The organism is Hydrogenophaga sp. SL48, from assembly GCF_021729865.1.
Lineage (GTDB): Bacteria > Pseudomonadota > Gammaproteobacteria > Burkholderiales > Burkholderiaceae_C > Hydrogenophaga.
Genome location: NZ_CP063400.1, coordinates 1239594 through 1263711 on the forward strand (window position 1 = coordinate 1239594; position 24118 = coordinate 1263711).

Annotated in this window: 21 protein-coding genes; 16 read left to right on the forward strand and 5 right to left on the reverse strand. The window is 67.6% G+C overall.

The window, feature by feature from the left end:
- The first annotated feature begins 5 nt into the window (after positions 1-5).
- The 14 genes from IM738_RS05935 to IM738_RS06000 all read left to right on the forward strand — a co-directional run bounded on the left by IM738_RS05935 (position 6) and on the right by IM738_RS06000 (position 17107).
- Positions 6-1070 carry a sensor histidine kinase gene (locus IM738_RS05935; protein ID WP_236964973.1) on the forward strand — a complete coding sequence of 355 codons (1065 nt, stop codon included), beginning with the start codon at positions 6-8 and terminating at the stop codon, positions 1068-1070.
- Positions 1063-2124, forward strand: a complete 1062-nt coding sequence (locus IM738_RS05940) for an ABC transporter ATP-binding protein (RefSeq protein WP_236964974.1) — start codon at positions 1063-1065, stop codon at positions 2122-2124. The genes IM738_RS05935 and IM738_RS05940 overlap by 8 nt, the downstream gene beginning before the upstream one ends.
- A 59-nt stretch (positions 2125-2183) precedes the next feature.
- Positions 2184-3206, forward strand: coding sequence for an ABC transporter substrate-binding protein (locus IM738_RS05945; protein WP_236964975.1), 1023 nt, complete (start codon positions 2184-2186; stop codon positions 3204-3206).
- Between the two features lie 24 nt (positions 3207-3230).
- Entirely contained in the window at positions 3231-5423 is a 2193-nt protein-coding gene (locus IM738_RS05950) for an ABC transporter permease (protein ID WP_236964976.1), read from the forward strand.
- Positions 5424-5437: 14 nt separating this feature from the next.
- Positions 5438-6484 carry an ABC transporter ATP-binding protein gene (locus tag IM738_RS05955; protein WP_236964977.1) on the forward strand — a complete coding sequence of 349 codons (1047 nt, stop codon included), beginning with the start codon at positions 5438-5440 and terminating at the stop codon, positions 6482-6484.
- A 165-nt stretch (positions 6485-6649) separates the two neighbouring features.
- On the forward strand, positions 6650-7291 hold the full coding sequence (locus tag IM738_RS05960; RefSeq protein WP_236964978.1) for an HAD family hydrolase: 642 nt from the start codon (positions 6650-6652) through the stop codon (positions 7289-7291).
- A 107-nt stretch (positions 7292-7398) separates the two neighbouring features.
- Entirely contained in the window at positions 7399-8883 is a 1485-nt protein-coding gene (locus tag IM738_RS05965; RefSeq protein WP_236964979.1) for a sigma-54 interaction domain-containing protein, read from the forward strand.
- Between the two features lie 199 nt (positions 8884-9082).
- Complete coding sequence (locus IM738_RS05970) at positions 9083-10240, forward strand: substrate-binding domain-containing protein (RefSeq protein WP_442908514.1); 1158 nt, start codon at positions 9083-9085, stop codon at positions 10238-10240.
- Between the two features lie 166 nt (positions 10241-10406).
- On the forward strand, positions 10407-11168 hold the full coding sequence (locus IM738_RS05975; protein ID WP_236964981.1) for an ABC transporter ATP-binding protein: 762 nt from the start codon (positions 10407-10409) through the stop codon (positions 11166-11168).
- Positions 11165-11902 (forward strand): ABC transporter ATP-binding protein, encoded by a 738-nt coding sequence (locus IM738_RS05980; protein ID WP_236964982.1) that lies wholly within the window; start codon positions 11165-11167, stop codon positions 11900-11902. The genes IM738_RS05975 and IM738_RS05980 overlap by 4 nt, the downstream gene beginning before the upstream one ends.
- Positions 11903-11987: 85 nt before the next feature.
- Positions 11988-12974, forward strand: coding sequence for a branched-chain amino acid ABC transporter permease (locus tag IM738_RS05985; protein WP_236964983.1), 987 nt, complete (start codon positions 11988-11990; stop codon positions 12972-12974).
- A 115-nt stretch (positions 12975-13089) separates the two neighbouring features.
- Positions 13090-14190: a branched-chain amino acid ABC transporter permease gene (locus tag IM738_RS05990; RefSeq protein WP_236964984.1), complete on the forward strand. Its 1101-nt coding sequence runs from the start codon at positions 13090-13092 to the stop codon at positions 14188-14190.
- Positions 14187-15101: an alpha/beta fold hydrolase gene (locus IM738_RS05995; RefSeq protein WP_236964985.1), complete on the forward strand. Its 915-nt coding sequence runs from the start codon at positions 14187-14189 to the stop codon at positions 15099-15101. Before IM738_RS05990 ends, IM738_RS05995 begins: the two co-directional genes overlap by 4 nt.
- A gap of 1016 nt (positions 15102-16117) precedes the next feature.
- Complete coding sequence (locus tag IM738_RS06000; protein WP_236961435.1) at positions 16118-17107, forward strand: IS5 family transposase; 990 nt, start codon at positions 16118-16120, stop codon at positions 17105-17107.
- Positions 17108-17568: 461 nt separating this feature from the next.
- On the opposite strand, the gene hemH is transcribed toward IM738_RS06000, so the two are convergent.
- Positions 17569-18660, reverse strand: a complete 1092-nt coding sequence (gene hemH, locus IM738_RS06005; protein ID WP_236964986.1) for a ferrochelatase — start codon at positions 18658-18660, stop codon at positions 17569-17571.
- Positions 18661-18679: 19 nt separating this feature from the next.
- Between hemH and IM738_RS06010 the strand changes: the two genes are divergently transcribed.
- The gene (locus IM738_RS06010; RefSeq protein ID WP_236964987.1) at positions 18680-19483 is read left to right on the forward strand and encodes an HAD family hydrolase; all 804 of its coding nucleotides are present in this window, start codon (positions 18680-18682) and stop codon (positions 19481-19483) included.
- A 14-nt stretch (positions 19484-19497) separates the two neighbouring features.
- Positions 19498-20148 (forward strand): glutathione S-transferase family protein, encoded by a 651-nt coding sequence (locus IM738_RS06015; RefSeq protein ID WP_236964988.1) that lies wholly within the window; start codon positions 19498-19500, stop codon positions 20146-20148.
- A gap of 3 nt (positions 20149-20151) precedes the next feature.
- Here the strand turns inward: IM738_RS06015 and IM738_RS06020 are convergent, their stop codons facing one another.
- The 4 genes from IM738_RS06020 to IM738_RS06035 form a co-directional block, all read right to left on the reverse strand.
- Positions 20152-20619, reverse strand: a complete 468-nt coding sequence (locus IM738_RS06020; protein ID WP_236964989.1) for an SH3 domain-containing protein — start codon at positions 20617-20619, stop codon at positions 20152-20154.
- Between the two features lie 143 nt (positions 20620-20762).
- On the reverse strand, positions 20763-22127 hold the full coding sequence (gene hpnE, locus IM738_RS06025) for a hydroxysqualene dehydroxylase HpnE (protein ID WP_236964990.1): 1365 nt from the start codon (positions 22125-22127) through the stop codon (positions 20763-20765).
- Positions 22128-22368: 241 nt separating this feature from the next.
- The gene (gene hpnD, locus IM738_RS06030; protein ID WP_236964991.1) at positions 22369-23235 is read right to left on the reverse strand and encodes a presqualene diphosphate synthase HpnD; all 867 of its coding nucleotides are present in this window, start codon (positions 23233-23235) and stop codon (positions 22369-22371) included.
- Positions 23236-23296: 61 nt separating this feature from the next.
- Positions 23297-24010 carry a Crp/Fnr family transcriptional regulator gene (locus tag IM738_RS06035; RefSeq protein ID WP_236964992.1) on the reverse strand — a complete coding sequence of 238 codons (714 nt, stop codon included), beginning with the start codon at positions 24008-24010 and terminating at the stop codon, positions 23297-23299.
- Positions 24011-24118 lie beyond the last annotated feature (108 nt).

Consider the following 24118-nt stretch of genomic DNA (forward strand, 5'->3'; position numbering starts at 1 on the left):
AGCGCATGACGTCTTCAGCCCCTTCCTCCCGCCCGACCATGACCGGCTCCGATTCGCCACCGTCCGCACCCGCCGCGCGGCCCTGGTCGATCACGGTGCGGCTGCTGCTGTGCCTGGGGCTTTGCCTCCTGCTGGTCGAGCTGCTGCTGCAGGGGCTTCTGCCCGAGTTGGCGGGCACACCGCTCTGGGGTGGCCTGCTGCGCATCCTCGCCGTGCTGCCGCTGTTTGCCTGGTGCGCGGTGCGCGCGCTGGCGCCCCTGCGCTGGCTGGAAGACGCGTTGCAGCCCGGCGGAGGCATGGGCGCGGCCCGACCCGTACCGGCCGAACTGCGGCCGCTGTCCGACGCGGTCCACGCCGTGCTGGCGCAGCAGCGCGAGGCCACCGAGCAGCAGCGGCGCTTTCTGGCCGATGCCTCGCACCAGCTGCGCACGCCGTTTGCGGTGCTGCGCACCCAGCTGCAGGGCGCGATGTCGGGGCAGCTGGAAGCGAAGGACACCCTGCCCAAGATGCTCGCGACCGTCGACCGCTCCAGCGAGCTGGTGCGGCAGCTGCTCTCGCTGGCCAAGGTCGAGCAGCTGGTGGCGCAGGGGCACTGGCAGGAAGTGAACCTGGACGCCGTGGCGCAGGAGGTGTGCCTGGAATTCGGACCGCTGCTGGCGCGCAAGCGGCTGGATTTTTCTTTCGAGTCGGTGCCGGTGCGCCTCACCACCGACCCCTGGATGCTGGGTGAGCTGCTGCGCAACCTGCTCTCCAACGCCATCCACCACGCGCCGCGCGGGTCCGCGCTGGGTATGGTGGTGCGCGTGCTGCCGGACCAGGCCGAGCTGCTGATCTGGGACAACGGCGGCGGCATCGATGCCGCGGTGATGGACCGGCTGTTCGAGCCCTTCCAGTCGGCCGCGGGCGGCACCGGCATCGGTCTGGGGCTGTCGATCTGCCGCCAGATCGCGGAATCGATGCAGGCCCGGGTGCAGCTGTTCAACCGCGTGCAGGACGACCGCGTGGTCGGCGTCGATGCCGTGGTGCGCTGGAACCTGGCGCCGGCTTCGGAAGGTGGCTCACATGCCTGACGCGGTGCGCCTGGACGCGGTGGAGAAGACCTTTGCCGACGGCACGCGCGCGCTGCGCGGCGTGCAACTGCGGTTCGCGCGGCGCCAGCTCACCACGCTGCTCGGGCCCTCGGGCTGCGGCAAGTCGACGCTGCTGCGCCTGGTGGCCGGGCTGGACCAGCCCAGCGCGGGCCGGGTCTTCATCGGCGAGCGCGACGTGACCGGCACCGGCCCCGAGCAGCGGCCGATCAGCATGGTGTTTCAGAGCTACGCGCTGTTTCCGCACCTGGACGTGCAGGGCAACGTGGGCTACGGCCTGGGGCTGGACAGCGCTGCCGCGGCGCGCGACTCGCGGGTGCAGTCCGCGCTGGAACAGGTGGGGCTGGGGGCGCTGGCCGCCCGTGGCACCGCCTCGCTCTCGGGCGGCCAGCAGCAGCGGGTGGCGCTGGCGCGCGCCCTGGCCCTGGCGCCCGAGGTGCTGCTGCTCGATGAGCCGTTGTCCAACCTCGACGCCGGCCTGCGGCGACAGATCCGGGAAGAGATCCGCAGCCTGCAGCAGTCGCTGGGGCTGACGGTGATCTACGTGACCCACGACCAGAACGAAGCCATGGCGGTCAGCGACCACATCGTGGTGCTGCGCGACGGCCAGGTGCAGCAGGTCGGCAGCCCGCGCGAGATCTACGAGCGGCCGCGGTCCGAATTCGTGGCCGGCTTCATGGGCGACGCGGCGGTGTTCGATGCCGAGGCGGACGGGCAGGGTGGCCTGCGGCTGGGGCCGCTGAGCGTGGGCACCGGCCTGGCCCGACGCCGCGGTGCCACCCGCGTGGTGGTGCGGCCCGAGGCCTGGCGGCTGGCGCCGGCCAGTGGCCAGGGCATGGCCGGTCGCATCGAATCGCACGCCTACGAAGGGCGCCAGTCGCATTACCGCGTGCGCACCGCGCTCGGCCTGCTGCAGGTGCACCGCCACCACGAGCGCCAGACGCTGCAGGTCGGCGCGCCGGTCAGCGTGTTCCTGGACGGTCCCGGTGTCAGCGTGCTGCTGGCCGGGGCCAGCGCCATGCCGGAAGGCCCTTGAAGCCACCACGAACGTCCCGATTCCCCTCAACCGCATCCGTGTCCATCCAAGGAAAGACCATGAAAAAGAACCTCTGGCTCGCCGCTCCCTTCCTGCTGTTGCCCGCGCTGCCCGCACAGGCGCAGAGCAGCGAGTTCAACCTGATCTGCTCGGCCCAGGCCGCCTGGTGCAACATGCTCGCCGTCACCTTTGAGAAGACCCAGGGTGTCAAGGTGAACATGACGCTCAAGGGCTCGGGCGAGGCGATCGCGCAGATCATGGCCGAGCGCGCCAACCCCAAGACCGACCTCTGGTTCGGCGGCACCGGCGACCCGCACCTGCAGGCGGCCGAGCAGGGCCTGTCGATGGAGTACAAGTCGCCCACGCTGCCTAAGTTGCACGACTGGGCGCAGAAGCAGGCGCAGCAGTCGGGCTACAAGACGGTGGGCATCTATTCCGGCCCGCTGGGTTTTGGCTACAACACCGAGCTGCTGGCCAAGAAAAAACTGGCCGTGCCCAAGACCTGGGCCGACCTGCTCAAGCCCGAGTACAAGGGCGAGATCCAGTCGGCCAACCCGGCCTCCAGCGGCACGGCCTACACCATGATCGCGACGCTGGTGCAACTCATGGGCGAAGAGCCGGCGTATGAGTACTTGAAGAAGCTGCACGGCAACATCGGCGCCTACACCCGCTCGGGCACCGGCCCGATCAAGGCGGTGGCGCGCGGTGAGGCCACCATCTCGATCAGCTTCGTGCACGACGGCCCGGGCGAGAAGGCGCAGGGCTTCCCGCTCGAAACCGTCACGCCGTCGGACGGCACGGGCGCCGAGATCGGCTCGATGTCGATCATCAAAGGCTCGCGCAACCTGGACGCGGCCAAGAAGTTCTACGAATGGGCGCTCACGCCCTCGGCCCAGGCGCTGGGCGCGGCCACGCTGCAATTCCAGCTGCCGTCGAACAAGGAAACCAAGGTCGACCCTCGCGTGCCCGACTTCCGCAAGATCAAGCTGATCAACTACGACTACGCGAAATACGGCCAGACCGCCGAGCGCCGCCGCCTGATCCAGCGCTGGGAAAAAGACGTGAACAGCCTGCCGCGCTGACCCCCACACCCTCCGGAAACTGGCATGAACACCTTGACCTCGCGGTCCGGGCGGGCGTTGGCCGCCTGGACATTGCTGGGGCTGGCCGCTTACGCGCTGCTGCCCTGGTACTTCCTCCAACAACAATCGCTCTGGGCGGCACTGCCCGGCGTCTGGGGCGGTGATGCCACCGCCAGCGGCGTGGTGCAGGCGGCCCTGCACGGGCGGCCCTGGCTCTGGACCGGTCTGGCCGGTCTGCTGATCGCCGGCGCCGGCCTGCTGCTGCCCGTGGGGCGGGCGCAGGGCGGGGTGCTGGTGGGCGGCGCGCTGCTGGGCCTGGCCGGCCTGCTGGCGAGCGGCTTCGCCATCGGTGCGCCGGGCTGGAGCTTCCAGACCCTGGAGGCCTGGTTCGGCCCGCTGGAGCACGGCCAGTTTGGCATGGGCTGGGGCGGCTTCGTCGCCATCGCCTGTCTCGTGATGTTGCTCGGCGCTGGCGTGGCACGGCTGGGGTTCTTTCGCGGCGACGTGTTCGTCGCGGGCGCGGTGGTCGGCTGCGTGAGCCTGCTGGTGCTGTTCGTGGTCTACCCCGTGCTGCGCTCGATGGCCTCGGGCCTGTACGACGACATGGGCCTGTGGGCGCCGGGCGCGCTGGTGGACCGGCTGGCCACCGAGCGCATCTGGGGCCTGGGCTGCGTCACCGCCGACACGCGCTGCGGCGTGGCCTGGAATACCCTGTTCCTGGCCCTGCTGACGGCGGCCGGCACGACCGTGATGGGCACGCTGATGGCGCTGTGGGCCGAGCGCGGTGGCACAAGGCTGCAGAAGCCGCTGAACGTGCTGGCCATGCTGCCCATCATCACGCCACCTTTCGTGGTCGGCCTGGGCCTGATCCTGCTGTTCGGCCGTGCCGGGCTCTACAACCAGTTCATGGAATGGGCCTTCGGCGTGGCGCCCTCGCGCTGGTTCTATGGCGTGTTCGGCGTCTGGCTGGCGCAGATGTTCGCCTTCACGCCCATCGCCTTCATGATCATGCGCGGCGTGGTGCAGGGCGTGAGCCCCTCGCTGGAAGAGGCCGCGCAGACGCTGCGCGCCGACCGGCTGCGCACCTTCATGACGGTGACGCTGCCGCTGCTCAAGCCGGGCCTGGCCAACGCCTTCCTGGTCGGATTCATCGAGAGCATGGCCGACTTCGGCAACCCCATCATCCTGGGCGGCTCCTACGCCGTGTTGTCGACCGAGATCTTCTTTGCCATCGTCGGCGCCTCGCTGGACCCGGGCATGGCAGCGGCGCTGGCCTTGGTGCTAACGCTGTTTGCGCTGGTGGTGTTCTTCATCCAGCGCGGGGTGTTGGGCAGCACCAGCTTCACCACCGTGACCGGCAAGGGCGACGCAGGCCTGCCGATGCCGTTGCCCGATGCGGTGCGTCGTCTGTGTTTCGGTGTGGCCGGGCCCTGGCTGCTGTTCACCGTGGTGGTCTACCTGTTTGCCTTCGCGGGCGGCTTCGTGAAGACGTGGGGCCGCGACTACACGCTCACGCTGGACCACTTCCGTGGCGCCTTCGATCTGCAGTGGGGCGAGCACGGCCTGGTCTGGGCCGGCACGGCCTGGAATTCGCTGTTCACCACCGCCTCGCTGGCGGCGATGGCCGCGCCGGTCTGTGCCTTCCTGGGCCTGCTGATCGCCTGGCTGCTGGCGCGCACCGAGTTCCGCGGCAAGGCGGGCTTCGAGTTCGCGGCACTGTTGACCTTTGCGATTCCCGGCACGGTGCTGGGCGTGAGCTACATCCTGGCCTTCAACGTGCCGCCGATCGAGCTGACCGGCACCGGGCTGATCATCGTGCTGTGTTACGTGTTCCGGAATCTGCCGGTGGGCGTGCGCGCCGGCACGGCGGCGTTCAAGCAGCTGGACCGCTCACTGGACGAGGCCTCGTTCATGCTGCGCGCGGGCACGCTGACCACGCTGCGCCGCGTGGTGCTGCCGCTGCTCAAGCCGGCGCTGACGGCAGCGCTGATCTACAGCTTCGTGCGTTCGATGACCACGGTCTCGGCCGTGATCTTCCTGGTCTCGGCCAAGTACGAGCTGTCGACCACCTACATCATCGGCCGCGTGGGCAACGGCGAGTACGGGCTTGCGCTCGCCTACTGCACCGTGCTGATCGTCTTCATGTCCCTCATCACCGCGCTGGTGCAGCGCCTGGTCGGTGAGCGGCAACTCGGCCGCCGCTCGGGCGGCCACTGAAACGGGAGAACCTCATGACCACACACGGCATCCAGTTCCGCCAGGTGACCAAGCGCTACGGCGGCGCCAACGCGCCCCTGATCGTCAAGGGCATCGACTTCACCGTGCCCAAGGGCACGCTGACCACCATCCTCGGCCCCTCGGGCTGCGGCAAGACCACCACGCTGCGCATGATCGCGGGGCTGGAGTCACCCTCCGGCGGCCAGATCCTGATCGACGGCCGCGACGTCACCTCGCTCGGTCCCAGTGAACGCAACGTCAGCATGGTGTTCCAGAGCTACGCGCTGTTTCCGCACATGAGCGTGCTCGACAACGTGGGCTACGGCCTGAGCGTGAGCGGCCTGCCCAAGGCGGAAATCGCCGAGCGGGCGCGGACGGCGATGGCGACCGTGGGCCTGGTCGGCATGGACACGCGCCTGCCCAGCGAACTCTCCGGCGGCCAGCAGCAGCGCGTGGCGCTGGCGCGGGCGCTGGTGATCGAGCCGGCGGTGCTGCTGTTCGACGAGCCCCTGTCCAACCTCGATGCGCGGCTGCGCCGCAGCATGCGCGAGGAGATCCGCAGCCTGCAGCAGCGGCTGGGCCTGACCGTGGCCTATGTGACGCACGACCAGAGCGAGGCGCTGGCGGTGAGCGACCAGATCATCGTGATGGACGCGGGCCAGATCGCCCAGGCCGGCGCGCCGCAAGACCTCTACGAACGCCCGGCGACCGCCTTCGTGGCCGGCTTCATGGGCGAGGCCATGCTGTTCGACGGTGTGAGCGAGCCCGATGGCTCGGTGCGCTTCGGCCCGATCCGCCTGCAGCCACGCCACCGCCTGCCGGCGGGGCCTGTGAAGGCGGCAATCCGGCCCGAGGCCTGGTCCATCGGCCCGCGCGAAGCGGGCGGTCTGGGCGGCGAATTGCTCAAACAGGCCTACCTGGGCTCGTTCCAGGAACTGACGGTGCAGACCGAGCTGGGGCCGATCTTCGTGGTCAGCCCGCAGGTCGACCGCGAATGGCGGCTGGGCGAAGAGCTGGGGCTGACGCTCAAGGACCATGGCGTGACCGTGGTGGCTGCTTGAACAGGTACACCCCCGCGCCGCTGCGCGTCACCCCCCTCAAGGGGGACGGCACGGGCCGTCTGGCAAAGCCAGCCCGGCGGTGCCTCTGGGTTGGGCCCTTTCATGCGTTGCGGATCTCGCTTCTGCGACGCGGACAACTGTGATTCTTTTCAAATGAATTCGACAATGACGACAGAGACGGTGGTGTTCGACCTCGGTGGGGTGGTGTTCAATTGGCAGCCGACCGTGCTGCTGCGGCAGGTGCTGCCCGGGCGCGCGGCAGACGAGGCCGGCGCGGTGCACTGGGTGCGCGAAATTTTCCAGGCCTTCGATCCCGACGGCGACTGGGCGCAGTTCGACCTCGGCAACGCGGAGCCCGAGGTGCTGGCGCAACGCATCGCGCGGCGCACCGGGCTGGCGGTCGGCGAGGTGATGGCGGTGATTCACGGGCTGGCGCCGCACATGCGGGTGAAGGACGACACGGTCGAGCTGATCCACGACCTCAAGGCGTGTGGCCACCGGCTGGTCTACCTCTCGAACATGCCGCACGGCCTGGCGCGCTGGATCGAGGACGACCACCCGTTCGCCGACTGGTTCGAGGACGGCATCTTTTCGGCCCGCGTGGCGCTGATGAAACCCGACCCGGCCATCTTCCACGCGGTGACCGAGAAACTGGCGCTGAGCGATACGTCGCCGGTGTTCATCGACGACGCGCAGCGCAACATCGACGCGGCCCACGCCGTCGGCTGGCGCGGCGTGCGCTTCGAGACGGCGGCGCAGGTGCGTGCGCAGCTGGTGGACCACGGACTGTTGAACCCTGCGGCCTGAGGGGTCTTGACCCAGGATGCGGTGGAACTGGCTTTGCCGGGCCACTTGCATTGCCCCCTTGAGGGGGTTGCGCGCAACGCTGCAGGGGTGACCTCTATCATGCGGGCATGAGCCCCGACAACCGACTTCCCCGCGACGCACAAAGCATCCTGGAGCTGGCCGCGCGCTCCATGTTCGACCTGTTCGCCAACGCCAGCGAGGGCATGATGCTGGTGGACCGCAAAGGGCGGGTGGTGTGGATCAACGACCAGTACCGCCGCTTCCTGCCGGCCCTGGGCTTCGAGCGTGAGGAAGACTTCGTCGGCCACCCGGTCTCCAGCGTGGTGCAGAACACCCAGATGCACCAGGTGCTGGAAACCGGCAAGCCGATCCTGATCGACCTGCTGACCAACCGCGCCGGCACCTTCGTGGTCAGCCGCATCCCGCTGCGCGACGACGCGGGCGAGGTGATCGGCGTGCTGGGCATCGTGTTGTTCGACCACCCCGAGACCACGCTGCAGCCGCTGATCGCCAAGTTCGCGCGGCTGGAGCAGGACCTGAGCGACGCGCGGCGCGAGCTGGCCAGCCAGCGCCGCACCAAGTACACCTTCGCCAGCTTCGTGGGGACCAGCCCGGGTGCGCTGGAGGTGAAGCGCCAGGCGCGGCGCGCGGCCGCGTCGACCAGCCCGGTGCTGCTGCTGGGTGAAACCGGCACCGGCAAGGAACTGCTGGCGCACGCCATCCACGCGTCGTCGCCGCGCGCGGGGCGGCCGTTCGTGAGCGTGAACATGGCGGCCGTGCCCGAGGCGCTGCTGGAGGCCGAGTTCTTCGGCGTCGCGCCCGGCGCCTACACCGGGGCCGACAAGAAGGGCCGCGACGGCAAGTTCAAGCTGGCCGACGGTGGCACGCTGTTCCTCGACGAGCTGGGCGACATGCCGATGGCCGTGCAGGTCAAGCTGCTGCGCGCGCTGCAGGAGGGCGAGATCGAGCCGCTGGGCTCCAACAAGCTGCTGCGCTTCGACGTGCGCGTGGTGGCCGCCACCTCGCGCGACCTGCAGCAGATGGTGCGCAACGGCCAGTTCCGCGAAGACCTGTACTACCGCCTCAATGTGCTGCCCATCCGCGTGCCACCGCTGCGCGAGCGGCGCGACGACCTGGCGCTGCTGGTGGAGGCGCTGTGCGAAGACATCGCCGCGCGAGGCGCCACGGCCCACCTGGAGATCGAGCCTGCCGCGCTCGATCTGCTGGCTGCCCAGCCCTGGCGCGGCAACATCCGCGAACTGCGCAACGTGCTGGAACAGCTGGCCCTGCGCAGCGACTCGCCGCAGATCGACGCGCCGCAGGTGGAGCAGGTGCTGCGCGAGTCGGGCCTGGAGCGCATCGAGCCGCCAAGGGCGCCGGCCGTGCGGGCCGCGAACGCACCGCCACCACAGCCGTCGGTGGACGAGCGGCCCCTGCCGGAGCAGATCGCCGAGCTGGAGCAGCGGGCCATCGCCGCCGCCCTGGCCCGCACCGGCGGCAACCGGGCGGCGGCGGCGCGGCTGTTGGGCATCTCGCGCGCCAGCCTGTATGACAAGCTGGGCGGGGTGTCTGAAATTCAGACGATTGACTGAAATTCAGACATTCCTTGATGTTGACGTTTGTCTGAAATTCAGACGCTTCAAACGGCGATGGGTGGCAAGTCCTTGATTTCATTGGCCTGAGACCCCTGGCACGCTACGTGCAAAACAGGAGAGCGGACACCGCCCGGGTGCCCCGGAAAAACCTCAGGAGACACACAACATGATTCACACGACCCGCCGCCTTGCGGTGATGGCCCTGGCCTGCAGCGCCACCCTCGGTTTCGCTCAGTCCGGCGGTGAAATCCGCATCGCCCACGTCTACAGCAAGACCGGCCCCCTGGAGGCCTACGGCAAGCAGACCCAGACCGGCCTGATGATGGGCCTGCAGTACGCCACCGGCGGCACCATGATGGTGGGCGGCAAGAAGATCGTGGTGATCGAGAAAGACGACCAGGGCAAGCCCGACCTGGGCAAGAGCCTGTTGGCCGCGGCCTACGCCGACGACAAGGCCGACCTGGCCATCGGCCCGACCAGCTCGGGCGTGGCGCTGGCCATGCTGCCGGTCGCCGAGGAATACCAGAAGGTGCTGCTGGTCGAGCCGGCGGTGGCCGACTCCATCACCGGCGACAAGTGGAACAAGTACATCTTCCGCACCGGCCGCAACAGCAGCCAGGACGCCATCTCCAACGCCGTGGCGCTGGACAAGGCCGGCACGACCATCGCCACGCTGGCGCAGGACTACGCCTTCGGCCGCGACGGTGTCAAGGCCTTCAAGGACGCCATCAAGACCGCCAAGATCGCGCACGAGGAATACCTGCCCACCAGCACCACCGATTTCACCGCCGGTGCGCAGCGCATCATCGACAAGCTGAAGGACGCGCCCGGCCGCAAGGTGATCTTCATCATCTGGGCCGGCGCGGGCAACCCGTTCAAGATCGCCGATCTGGACCTGAAGCGCTACGGCATCGAGATCGCCACCGGCGGCAACATCCTGCCGGCCATGGCCGCCTACAAGAACTTCCCCGGCATGGAAGGCGCGACGTATTACTACTTCGGCATCCCCAAGAACCCGGTGAATGAGGCCATGGTGGCCCAGCACTACACCCAGTTCAAGAGCCCGCCCGACTTCTTCACCGCCGGTGGTTTCAGCTCGGCCATGGCCGTGGTGACGGCACTGAAGAAGACCAACGGTGATACCAAGGCCGCCACGCTGATCAAGACCATGGAAGGCATGAGCTTCGAGACGCCCAAGGGCACGATGACCTTCCGCAAGGAAGACCACCAGGCGATGCAGAGCATGTACCACTTCAAGATCAAGGTCGACCCCGCGTTCCCGTGGGGCGTGCCGGAGCTGGTCCGCGAGATCAAGCCGGCGGACATGAACGTGCCGATCAGGAACAAGCGCTGAACATTTGCCACCCCCGCGCCGCGCCTAAGGGCGCGTCACCCCCTCAAGGGGGCAACACGAGCGGCCCGGCGAAGCCGGTTCCGCCGTGTTCTGGAAGGTCGCCGCACTGGCGGCGACTGCTCGCTCACTTGCGCTGCGCCTCTGCTGTGTGGCGCTTGGAGACCCCATGCTCGAAACCTCTGATCTCACGGTCCGCTTCGGTGGGCACGTGGCGGTGAGTGCCGTGTCCTGCGCGTTCGCGCCGGGCACGCTGACCGCAATCGTCGGCCCCAACGGGGCGGGCAAGACGACCTATTTCAATCTGATTTCTGGCCAGATCAAGGCTTCGGCTGGACAGGTCAAGCTCAACGGCGTGGACATCTCCTCGCTGGGCGCGCCGGCGCGAGCGCAGGCCGGGCTGGGTCGCGCGTTCCAGCTGACCAACCTGTTCCCCAACCTGACCGTGCGCGAGAACGTGCGGCTGGCGGTGCAGGCGAGGGCGGGCGCGGGGCTGAACCTCTGGCGCATCTGGAGCGATCGCAAGGACCTGGTGGTGCGGGCCGACGAGGTGCTGGAGACCGTGGCGCTGGCCGACAAGGGCGATGCGCTCGCATCGAGCCTGCCGCACGGCGACCAGCGCAAGCTGGAGGTCGGCATCCTGATGGCGCTGGAGCCTCAGGTCTTCATGTTCGACGAACCCACGGCCGGCATGAGCGTGGACGAGGTGCCGGTGATCCTGAACCTGATCCGCCAGCTCAAGGCCGACAAGACCAAGACCATCCTGCTGGTCGAACACAAGATGGACGTGGTGCGCGAACTCTCGGACCGCATCATCGTGCTGCACAACGGCGAACTCGTGGCCGACGGCGACCCGGCGACCGTGATCGCCTCGCCGGTGGTGCAGCAGGCCTACCTCGGCATCAACCCGGAAGAGAAGGAGGCCGCATGAGCGAGGTGCTGCTGAAACTGGAGGGGGTGCACACCCACATCGGCGCGTACCACATCCTGCACGGGGTGGACCTCGCCGTGCCCAAGGGCCAGCTCACCATGCTGCTGGGCCGCAACGGCGCCGGCAAGACCACCACGCTGCGCACCATCATGGGCCTGTGGCACGCGAGCCAGGGCAGGGTGGTGCTCGGCGGACAGGACATCACGCAGAAGCCCACGCCCGACATCGCCCACAGCGGCGTGGCCTACGTGCCCGAGAGCATGGGCATCTTCTCGGACCTCTCGGTGCGCGAGAACATGCTGCTGGCCGCGCGCGGTGCGCGCACGCTGGACGACATCGACACCACGCGGCTGGAATGGATCTTCGGCCTGTTCCCGGCCATGAAGAAGTTCTGGAACCACCCGGCCGGCAAGCTCTCGGGCGGGCAGAAGCAGATGCTCGCGGTCTCGCGCGCCATCGTCGAGCCGCGCCAGCTGCTGCTGATCGACGAGCCCAGCAAGGGCCTGGCGCCCGCGATCATCCAGAACATGATCGAGGCCTTCCGCCAGCTCAAGGCGGCGCAGACCACGATCCTGCTGGTCGAGCAGAACTTCAACTTCGCGAGACAGCTGGGCGACACCGTGGCGGTGATGGACGACGGGCGCGTGGTGCACAGCGGTTCCATGGCCGAACTGGCTGCGGACGAATCGCTGCAATCGAAACTGCTCGGCCTGAGCCTGGGAGCGCACCAATGACACCCCACGCTCATCACTGCGTGTATTCACTGCCCCTCCAGGAGGGGTTGGCCTCCCTTGGGGCGGCCCGGCGGGAGGCCGTTCTATGACCACATTCAAAGACATGGACTGGAAGCCCATGGCCCTGGTGCCGGTGCTGGCGCTGGCCGCCTTGCCCGCCATCGGCAGCCCTTCGACCTGGCTCACGCTCACGGTGGCCGGGCTGGCCATGGGCATGATCGTCTTCATCATCGCCTCGGGCCTCACGCTGGTGTTCGGCCTGATGGACGTGCTCAACTTCGGCCACGGCGTGTTCATTGCGCTGGGCGCCTTCGTGGCCACCACGGTGCTGGCGAGCATGGGCAGCTACACGACCTCGCCGAGCCTGTGGATGAACATGCTCGCGTTGCTGCCCGCGATGCTGGTGGCGATGGCGGTGGCCGGCGCGCTGGGCCTGGTGTTCGAGCGCTTCATCATCCGCCCGGTCTACGGCATGCACCTCAAGCAGATCCTGATCACCATGGGCGGCATGATCATCGGCGAGGAGATGATCAAGGTCATCTGGGGCCCCGAGCAGATTCCGCTGCCGCTGCCCGAAGGCCTGCGCGGCTCGCTGCTGCTGGGCGACGCGGCGGTGGAGAAGTACCGCATCGTCGCGGTGCTGGTCGGCGCGGCCGTGTTCGCCGCCATGGTCTGGACGCTCAACCGCACCAAGGTCGGCCTGCTCATCCGCGCCGGCGTGCAGGACCGCGAGATGGTCGAGTCGCTGGGTTACCGCATCAAGCGCCTGTTCGTCGGCGTGTTCGTCGCGGGCAGCGCGCTGGCCGGCTTGGGCGGTGTGATGTGGGGGCTGTACCAGCAGACGGTGACGCCGCAGATGGGCGCACAGGTCAACGTGCTGATCTTCATCGTCATCATCATCGGCGGCCTGGGCTCCACGCTGGGCGCGCTGATCGGCGCGCTGCTGGTGGGGCTGATGGCCAACTACACCGGCTTTTTGGTCCCCAAGGTGGCGCTGTTTTCCAACATCGCGCTGATGGTGGCCATCCTGCTCTGGCGCCCGCAAGGTGTCTACCCAGTGACCAGCCGATGATGAGCTCCCCCCGCGCCGCCTTTGGCGTCACCCCCCAGGGGGCGCAGCCTGGGCCCGGCAAAGCCGGTTCCGCAGCTGCCCTGGGCACAGCTTTCCCGATCTCCGAGGTTTGCCCATGTTGAACCGACTTCTATCCAAAGACCTGCCGCGCAGCCCCTGGCTGGCGGCCCTGCTGGTGATCCTGTTCTTCGGCCTGGCGTTCGCGCCATTCCTGTTCCCGGGCGTGAAGGCGCTCAACGTCGCGGCCAAGATCCTGATCTTCGTCGCGCTGGTGGCGAGCTTCGACCTGCTGCTGGGCTACACCGGCATCGTGAGCTTTGCGCACACCATGTTCTTCGGCATCGGCGCCTACGGCGTGGCGATCGCGCTGAGTTCGGTGGAAGAGGCCTCGTGGGGCGTGCTGGTGCTGGGGGTGCTGGGGGCGCTGGTGGTGTCGAGCGTGCTGTCGCTGCTGATCGGGCTGTTCTCGTTGCGGGTGCGTGCGATCTTCTTCGCGATGATCACGCTGGCCGTGGCCTCGGCCTTCCTCACACTGGCCTCGCAGCTGTCGGACTTCACGGGTGGTGAAGACGGCCTGACGTTCAGCGTGCCCGAGCTGCTGACACCCGGTTTCGCGCTGAGCGAAGAACCGCTGGTCACGCCCTTCGGCGAGGTCAACCTCAACGGCAAGCTGCTCACCTACTACCTGATCTTCGCCAGCGTCTGCGCCATCTTCCTCACCATCCTGCGCATCGTGAACTCGCCCTTCGGCCGGGTGCTTCAAGCCATCCGCGAGAACGACTTCCGTGCCGAAGCACTGGGCTACCGCACGGTGATCTACCGCACGCTGTCCAACGTGCTCTCGGCCCTGTTCGCCACGCTGGCCGGCTGCCTGCTCGCGATCTGGCTGCGCTACAACGGGCCGGACACCTCGCTGTCGTTCGAGATCATGCTGGACATCCTGCTCATCGTCGTGATCGGCGGCATGGGCACGCTGTATGGCGCGCTCATCGGCAGCGTGCTCTTCGTGCTCGCGCAGAGCTATCTGCAGGACCTGCTGCGTCTGGCCGGCGAAGCGACCGAAGGCATCCCGCTGCTGCCTGCGCTGCTCACCCCCGACCGCTGGTTGCTCTGGCTGGGTGTGCTGTTCGTGCTGTCTGTGTACTACTTCCCGACGGGCATCGTGGGGAGATTGCGCGAGCGCGCGGTGCTCGGAAAACTCAAGGGGCTGAAATGAACGCCGTCGTCACCCACACGCCCCAATCGCGCTACCTGAGTTGCGAAGGCCGCGAGATCCATTTCATGGACTGGGCGCCGGCCCCCGGCGCGGCCGACCATGGCACGGTGATCGCCTGGCACGGCCTCGCGCGCACCGGGCGCGACATGGACGCCCTGGCCGCGCACCTGAGCGCCCTGGGTTACCGCGTGATCTGCCCCGACACCATTGGGCGCGGCCTCTCGCAATGGAGCCCCGAGCCCAAGACCGAGTACTGCCTTGATTTCTACGCCAAGCTGGCGCGCTCGCTGGTGAACCAGCTCGGGCTGGAGCGCTTCCACTGGGTCGGTACTTCGATGGGCGGCGCCATCGGCATGGTGTGTGCCGACGGGCTGTTGCGCGGGCGCATCCAGCGCCTGGTGCTCAACGACAACGGCCCCCAGCTGGCGGAGGCGGCCATTCAGCGCATCCGCAGCTACGCCGGCAACCCGGCGAGTTTTTCCACCGTGGGCGAACTCGAACGGTACTTCCGCACCGTCTACAAACCCTATGGTCACCTCACCGACGCGCAGTGGACGCTGCTGACCGAAAGCTCGGTGCGCCGTTTGCCCGACGGCCGCGTGACGCCGCACTACGACCCGGCGATGGTGATGCAGTTCACCGAGCACCCGGGCGACTACGACCGCTGGCCCGAATACGACCGCATCGACATCCCGGTGCTGTGCCTGCGCGGCGCGGACTCCGACCTGCTGCTGGCCGACACGGCGGAACAGATGCGCGACCGCGGACCGAGGGCGCTGGTGGTGAACATTGCCGGGTGTGGGCATGCCCCGGCTCTGAATGTGCCGGATCAGCTGGAGCTGGTTAGTCGGTTTTTTGGGGGTAGCGAGGCTTGGCAGCCTACCGTTGGCACTCTGCTTGAGCGTTTTTAGCCGTTAAGTGCGAGTGACATAGAGCGTCTTTCCCATATGGGATTGAACGGGTCAGACCTGTCGACAGCGATTTTGTATGAAACCTCCAGCACATCATTCTCTAGCGCAACTTGGTGCACTGGAATGCCAACAAGAATAGGCCCGTAGCCCAAATGAATCGTTTGACTGTACGTATCAATGATTGGCTTTATAGAAAAGCCCTTGCGCGACTTTTTGTAGGCAATTCGGGTCTCGATTGAACAGAACCGATCTACATAAAGCTGCTCCATAAATCGCACGACGTCGCTCGTGCTCTTGCGAGCAGGGAGAAGCGAAAGCAATGACCGCCCGCTCTTCGGGTAGTGCTCCTGAAAGATTACCCAAGCAGGACCGTGATTCATCGAAAGCTAACGATCTAATTCAGTGGGCCAGGTAGCGCACCTGACGCAGGTCCACTGCAATACATGGTTGAACAGGCTGTGGGTTCAGGCAACGTATTCGTTCCCCACACTCTTAATATGTCTCGTAGTTTCTCAAGCGCTTCCGTTTGTGTGTGCACCCGAACATTAGCAAGCTGCTCCCCTCGAAAATCGCCTTGAAACACCAATATAGCGAACTCATGGTCGTACCACCCCAGGTCGACAAGCCGATCAAGGGCGGCATGGCGCAGCTGCAAAAGATCTTCCTTTCGCTCCCAGCGGCCTGAATTTATTGTCGGATCCTCGTATTCGACCGACCATCCTTCGGGAATCAGAAGCATTGCCTTCGCTGTTCAACGATTAAGGCCGGCGGAGGCCGTAGGCCGTCCGTGCTGAGCCGATTTGTTAACGATGACCGCACTCCTTACGGTCGTACCAGGAACGCGCAGCGCCCAGTGCCTTTGCCGTGCAAATTGCGCACAGTGCCTCTGGAAGCCCATCAGCAAATGCAGGTGCCCCGCCGCAATACGCACACGTGGCACCAGCAGATATCCGGCCTTCATCTAGGGAAGGTCTGCAAAACCGCGGCGCCGTGGGCCGATGTGAGACAGTGACGTCATGAAGCAAATGAGCCTGGGCGAGAGCGGATTCGAGCGCAAGACCAAGAGAACGCGCAAGCGCGAGTTCCTCGACGAGATGAACCTGGTAGTGCCGTGGACCGAGCTGGTGTCGCTGATTGCACAGCATGCACCAACGCCTGGCGCCAAGGGTGGTCGTCCGCCGTTTGCCGTGCGAACCATGCTTCGCATTCACTTCCTGCAGCAGTGGTTCAACCTGTCCGACCCGGCGATGGAGGAGGCGCTGTACGACACGCCCATGTTTCGAGAGTTTGCGGGGCTGGACCAGGGTGAGGAGAACTTGCCTGACGAGAGCACCATCCTGCGCTTTCGCCATCTGCTCGAACAACACAACTTGAGCCTGCAATTGCTTGCCACGGTCAACGCCACCCTGGCCGACAAAGGCCTGCTGCTCAAGAGCGGTACGGTCGTCGACGCCACGCTCATTGCCGCCCCCAGCTCGACCAAGAACAACAGCGGCGAACGCGACCCCGAGATGCATCAGACCAAGAAGGGCAACCAGTGGCACTTCGGGATGAAAGCGCATATTGGGGTCGATGCCGAATCGGGCCTGGTGCACACCGTCAAGGCCACAGCGGCCAACGCGCACGACATCACCCAGGCCAGCGAACTGCTGCACGGCGACGAAACCGATGTCTTTGCCGACTCTGGCTACCGGGGCGTTCACAAGCGCGATGAGGTGATCAAGGACCATCCCGAGGTCCACTGGTACGTGGCCATGATGCCCAGCCATCGCAAGGCGCTGGACAAGGAAACGCCCATGGGCTCGATCATGGAAGCGCTGGAGAAAACCAAGGCGCGCATCCGAGCCAAGGTCGAACACCCGTTCCGGGTGATCAAGCGCCAGTTCGGATATGTGAAGGTGCGCTACCGGGGATTGGCCAAGAACACGGCGCAGCTGCACACCCTGTTTGCGTTGTCCAACATCTGGATGGTGCGCCGAACGCTTTTGAAGGAGACCCGAGGATGAGTGCGTCCGAATGCGGCCAACGGCCACGAATCAGGGCGAAATCGGCCAACAAAGCGCCCTCGTGAGCCTGAAATCGCCATCATTTGAAATTGCATGCATCACCTCGCGCCGTAGCGGGTGTTGTGCAGACCTTCCCTAGCTCCTTCAACACTTTCGAGAGACACCGTTCGCAAGCATAGCCATGCAAGCCGCTAGCGGTTGGCCCTGAGCATTCAGAAATGCGATACGCACAAGGGCGCTCGCACGCTTCAGCGAAGGAAACAGGGCGTCGCTGCATAGGCATGGTTAACTTTGATTAAAACGGCAAAACGCCGGATGCCCACAACCGCTGCCGCCAAACAAAGTCTCTTCGAATCCAGAAAAACTCTTTGAAATCAATCGACTCGGCAACTCCGCTGCGGGCAGGAGCAGGTATAAAAATAAAACATTCGACAAATCCGGCAACAGGATTCCGAGCTGCCTCAATCCTTCGCACCCAGCGCCAGCGCTCGTTCGCGACTGGCCTGGAGCTGCATCGGATCGTCCGCCTGTTTCGTCGGCCAGCCCTGCAGGTGCTGCTCGGTCAGGTGGGTCAACGCGCGGATCCAGTCGGGGCTGTCGTTGAGGCAGTCGATGTAAGCGAAGCGCTCGCCGCCCGCGTGCTTGAAGGCCTCCTGCGCCTCCATGCGGATTTCTTCCAGCGTTTCCAGGCAGTCGCTGGTGAAACCGGGGCACACCAGGTCCACGCTCTTGATTCCCTTCTGCGCCATGGCGACCAGGGTCGGCTCGGTGTAGGGCTCCAGCCACTTGGCCTTGCCGAAGCGCGACTGGAAGGTGACGGTGTAGCGGTCTTTGCTCAGGCCCAGTTTCTCGGCCAGCATGCGCGCCGTTTTCAGGCATTCGCAGTGGTACGGGTCGCCGAGCATGAGGGTGCGCTCGGGCACGCCGTGAAAGCTCATCACCAGGTGCTCGGCCTGGCCGTGGTGCATCCAGTGCGCGCGCACCTTGCGGTGCAGCGCGTCGATGTAACCCAGGTCGTCGTGGTAGCGGTTGATGAACCGGAACTCGGGCAGGTGGCGGACTTTCAGGCCCCAGTTCGCCACCGCGTCGAACACGCTGGCCGTGGTGGTGCCGCTGTACTGCGGGTAGGCCGACAGGATGAGCACGCGGGTCACGCCGTCGGCCTTGAGTTCATCGAGCACCGAGGGGATCGACGGGTTGCCGTAGCGCATGGCGTAGCGCACCGTGACCTGGTGGCCGCGCTCGCCCAGGTAACCGCGCAGCAGCGTGGCCTGTTTCTCCGTCCAGACCTTGAGCGGTGATCCCTCGGGCGTCCAGATGCTTGCGTACTTGGCGGCCGACTTCTTGGGCCGCACCCGCAGGATGATGCCGTGCAGGATCAGCATCCACACGGCCCTGGGGATCTCGACCACGCGGCCGTCGCCGAGAAACTCGGCGAGGTAGCGGCGCAGCGCGGGGGCGGTGGGCTCGTCGGGGGTGCCGAGGTTGCACAGCACGACCGCCGTGCGCGGCGCCTGGCCATGGGAGAAAGCGGGTTCGGGTTGGAAGGGCATGCGCTATTCTCACGCAGACATGAATACCCCCCATTCCCCGCGCTGCGAGGCGCCCGACCACAGCCTCACCGGCGGTGACAACCCCTGCAACGCCAAGGGGCATGATGCCGATCCGGTCGCGGACCTCGGTCTGGACGTGTCGCGCATCCGCGCCATCACGATCGACCTGGACGACACGCTCTGGCCGATCTGGCCGATCATCGCCCGCGCAGAAAACGCCTTGCAGGCCTGGCTGACCCAGCACGCCCCCGCCACCGCTGCGCTCTGTGCCGCGCCGGGCACGCTGCGCGAGCTGCGCAACCAGATGAACACCACCCGCCCCGATCTCGCGCACGACATGAGCGGGCTGCGCCGAGAGTCGATCCGCCTGGTGCTGCAGCGCGCGGGCGACGACCCGTCGCTGGCGGAGCCGGCGTTCGAGGTTTTTTTTGCCGAGCGGCACCGCGTGGATCTGTTTGACGATGCGCTGCCCGCGCTCGAATGGCTCAGCGGCCGCTACCCGGTGGTGGCGGTGTCCAACGGCAACGCGGACGTGGACCGCGTCGGCATCGGCGCGCACTTCACGGCCTCGCTCAACGCCCACGGGTTTGGTGCCGCCAAGCCACACCCGAGCATCTTCCTCGCCGCTGCGCAGGCGGCGGGCGTGGACGCGTCGCAGGTGCTGCACGTGGGCGACGACGCCCACCTCGATGGCGTGGGCGCGCTCAACGCCGGCATGCAGCTGGCCTGGGTGAACCGCGCGGGCCATGCCTGGGAACACGCGCCGCTGGCGCCGCACATCACGGTGAGCGAACTGCTCGCGCTGTGCCGCGCGCTGGGCTGAGCCCGTCTCCCGCGATGCCACTCACCATCCACGGGATTCCGGCCTCGCGCGCCATCCGACCGCTGTGGGCCGCGACGGAGCTGGGTCTGGCCTTCACCCACGTGCCCACGCCCTACCTGGGTGGCGCCACGCGCACCCCAGCGTTTCTGTCGCTCAACCCCAATGGCCACATCCCGGTGCTGGTGGACGCGCGGCCCGAGGGCGAGGTGGTGGTGTGGGAAAGCATGGCCTGCGCGTTGTACCTCGCGCGCCACCACGGCCAGCCCGATGGCGCGAGCATCACGCCCGTGAACCCGAGCGAAGACGCCGAGGCGCTGCGCTGGAGCTTCTGGGCCGTGACCGAGTGCGAGGCCGACGCGCTGACGGTGCTCATGCACCGCGAGGCCATGCCGGCCGAGCGCCGCAAGCCCGAGCTGGCCCAGGCCGCCGAGAAGCGGCTGGCGGTGCGCCTGCGCGTGCTGGAGCAGCACCTGGCGGTGCAGCGGGCCGCCGGTTGGGCCTACCTGGCGGCCGAGCGCTTCACCGTGGCCGACCTGTGTGTGGCCAGTGTTCTGAACTGGGCGCGGCCGGCGCGTGAGTTGATGAGAGCCCACCCGCTGACGCACGACTGGATCGTCCGCTGCGTGGAACGCCCGGCCCACGAAGCGGCCAGGGCGCTGGGTTGAGGATCACCAGCCCCAGAGCAGGCGCCTGGCGATCCAGCCCTTCTTGCCGCTGTCGCGCTCCACACGCACCCAGTCGGCACGTTTTTCGCGCGTGCGCAGCACCTCACCGTATTCCACCTTGCCCACGATGCTGTGCTGGGTGCCGGGGCCGGAGCGCATGTTGGCGACCCGCGACTTCACGATGTGGTGTGGTGCGCTGCCGGTGAGCGAGCGAGCCACCCAGCCGCGATCGTTCTCGAAATCGCTGACCTGCAGCCAGCGGCCTTTGCGTGCGGTCACCTTGAGCGGGTAGCCCCTGTTCAGTTCCCACAGCACCTCGGTGTGGGTGCCGGGGCCGGAGCGCATGTTCAATGTGGAGCCTTTGACGCTCACCATCTGTTGCGCGGCGGCCGATGCGGCGGTGGTGGTGAGTGCCGCCAGGCACAAGATGGTGGTGCCGATGGCGTGACGGGTGGTGTTGTTCCAGTTCATCCGCAGATGCTCCTTTCCTCGGGGTTGAAATGCCTCTGAGCCAGTGGGAACGCTGTTGGCCGCAGAGGTTCCCGTGAAGGCGCCCGCGCAAGGCACACGGTGTGACCAGGGTCTGCGGATGGGGCGCTGCAGCAGCGCGGACGTCAAACCCGCGCCACCGCCGCCAGACCGCTGCGCACCGCGCCTTCCAGCGTGGCCGGGTACGGCCCGTCCACGTAGTCGCCCGCCGCCCACAGGCCCGGCGCAATGGCCTGCGCGGGGCGCCGCAGGCCGGGGGTGCAGGCGAAGGTCGCGCGCTTTTCCACCACGGTCTGGATCGGTTGCAGCCCGCTCAAACCGAGCTGGCGCGCTGCCTGCTGCAACACGCGCGCCTGCAGCGCGTCGCGTTCACCCTCGCTGGCGCTGATCACGAACGCCAGCACGCCTTGCGCCGCCGGGTCCTGCGGGGCGAGCTGGCCACGGTCGAACACGAACTGCGCCGGGGCGGCGTGGGCATCGGGCTCGGCCCGCAGCGCGAGCATGGGCGCGGCCAGGCGGGCGCCCGGTGCCCAGGCGTAAACGGTGGTGATGGCGGTGAATTCCAGCGCCGCGGTGTCGCCGGCCCAGGCGCGGAGCCGCTCGCCGGTGTCGGCGTCTGCCGTCTGGGCGGCCTGTGCCATGGCCTGTGCGGCCGGGCCGGCGGCGGTGGCCCAGATCACGTGGTCAAAGGCCTCGTCAAACCCTTCGCCCTGGCGCTGGCCGCTCAGGCACCAGCCAGAGTCCTGCGGGTGCAGCCCCACGACACGGGCACCCTCAGCGACCCTGGAAGTCATCGCGTGTCGGGTCTGCAGCCAGTGCGCGGCGGCCTGCGGAAACAGGGCGCCGAGATCGGTGCGCGGCAGCAGCAGGCTCGACGCGGCCCAGCCGCCAAAGCCGCGGCCGAACAGGGCGTCGCGCATGACCCGCAGGAACACCTGCGCGCTGGCGTCGCGGGCCGGCAGGTTCAGGGCCGAGACGCACAGGGGTTCGATCAGCTCGTCCATCACGCGCGCGGGCAGCCGGGCGCACAACTCGGCCACGGTCTGCTCGGGTGGGCAGGCGAAACCCGCTGCTTGCCAGCCCAGCGAGGCGCGGACCAGCGCCAGCCGTTCGCTCCAGCGCCAGCCACGCGCGGTGGCGATGGCGGCCAGGGCATCGAGGGGCGCGGGCCAGCGTGCGGCCCAGGCGGGGGTTTGCAAGCCGCTGCCGTCGGGGTAGGGCAGGGCCAGTGGCAAGCCGAGCAGCACCTCGGCCGGACGCACCCCCACACGTTGCATGAGCGCGAGCGATTCGCTGTAGGCCCCGATCAGGATGTGCTGCCCGTTGTCCAGGGTCAGCCGCAGGCCGTCAGGCCGCTGTGTCTGCAGCGCCCGGGCCCGTCCGCCCAGCACGCGGCTGGCCTCGAACACGGTCACGTCCGCGCCAGCGTCGGCGGCAGCCACGGCTGCCGCCATGCCGGCCCAGCCTGCGCCGACGATGGCAATTTTCACGACGCGCCACCCTCGAAGCGGCGGGGTGTGGAAACAGAAACGGTCCGGCGCCGGGCCACCCCCAGCCGGACCAGCCCCCCTTGGGGGGCAGCGACCCGCGCAGCGGCGGAGCCCCGGGTTCCCGCCGTTGGCGGGAGCACGCTTGGGGGGGCAACGGTCCGGCGCCGGGCCGCCCCAAGCCGGACCAGCCCCCCTTGGGGGGGCAGCGACCCGCGCAGCGGCGGAGCGTGGGGGGCAACCTTCACAACCGTCCCAGCGCCTGCACCTTCCACGCCAGCCAGAACTTGCGCAGCGGGGTGAGGCTCACGCGCTGGGTGAGCACGGGCAGGGGGTCGACGGCGATTTCCCGCAGCAGGGTGCGGTAGATGTTGGCCATCATCAGGCCCGGCTTCTGGGCGCGCCGGTCGGCCTCGGGCAGCAGGGCCAGGGCCTCGTCGTAGGTCTTCAGCGCGCGGTCGCACTGGAAGCGCATCAGCGCCAGGAAGCGCTGGTGAAAATCGGCGGTGTCCATGCCGGGCGCCGCGCCGCGCTTGATCAGCTCGTGCGCCTTCACGTCGAAGCGTTGCAGCTCGTTCACCGGCAGGTAGATGCGGCCACGCGCCGCGTCTTCGCCCACGTCACGGATGATGTTGGTGAGCTGGAACGCCAGGCCCAGGTGGTGGGCGTAGTCGGTGGTCTGCGACTGGGTCTGACCGAAGATGCGCGCGGCCACCTCGCCCACCACCCCGGCCACCAGGTGGCAGTACTGCTGCAGGTTGGGGAAGTCGAGGTAACGGCTCTGGTCCAGGTCCATCTGGCAGCCGTCGATCACGGCCAGCAGGTGCCGCGCCTCGATGCCGAAGCGGGCGGTGTGCGGCATCAGCGCCTGCATCACCGGGTGGTTCCTTTCGCCCGCAAAGGCCTGCGCCACCTCGCGGCGCCACCAGGCCAGCTTGGTCTGCGCGACCCCGAGGTCGCTGATTTCGTCGACCACATCGTCCACCTCGCGGCAGAACGCATAGAACGCCGTGATCGCGGCACGTCGTTCGGCAGGCAGGAACAGGAAGGCGTAGTAGAAGCTGCTGCCAGAGGCGGCGGCTTTTTGCTGGACGTAGTCTTGTGGATTCATGGACTCAGGCGGGTTGCCTGAGTGTAAACAGCCGTTTCACGGCAGCCCGTTGCCGGCGGGGTCAGGGCGGGGTCAGGTCGTTTTCGAAGACCTCGCGGTGGCTGCGGCTGAGCTCCGCGTGCCAGCGGTCGATGCGCCGCAGATGTCCGCCGGTTTCGAGCTGGCGCAGGGTCCGGGCCACCGATTCGCGCGTGGTGTTCAGCACCGCCGCGAGCGCCACATGGCTGGGCAGGCGCACCGCGCTGGCGCCCTGCGCTTCGCCGAGCAGCACCAGCGTGGCCACCAGCTGGCGGGGCAGGCCGCGCAGGCGCACGACCTGGCTCCAGTCCGCCAGCCGGGCGAAGGTGTGGGCCATGCCGGTGTGCAGCATGTTCAGGAACACCGGGTCCTGCAGCAGCGTTCCGCCCAGCGAGGCGACGGGCAATTCACAAGCCCGGCCGCTCGACAAGGCCAGGGCGCCGACCTGGGTGGGCTGATCGAGCAGGCGCCACTGGCCGAGCAAGTGGCCCCGGCCCATGATGGCCACCGGGCGTGCCACGCCGTCCAGCCCCCGGCGGGTGAGCATGACGGTGCCGAGCTTGATGGTGCGAACCACCTCGGTGGCCGCGCCTTCGACCTGCAGGGTGTCGCCTTTGCGGAAGTCGACCTCGCTGATCCAGGGGTCCAGGCGCACCTGGCGTGCGCGCGGCAAACCGCCGATCAGGCAGTTCAGGCGTGCCGCGCACACCTGACAGCGGGCGGCGGGTGCGGTGCTGGGGGCCGGGGTTCGGGTCATGGGGGCGTGGTCGTGGGCATCGCGGGGTGCGGAGATCGCGCCTGGGCCAGGGTGGCAAGGCGGCCGGGAACGTCCGGCTGTTCCTGTTGTATCGGCCGCCGAGCGCGC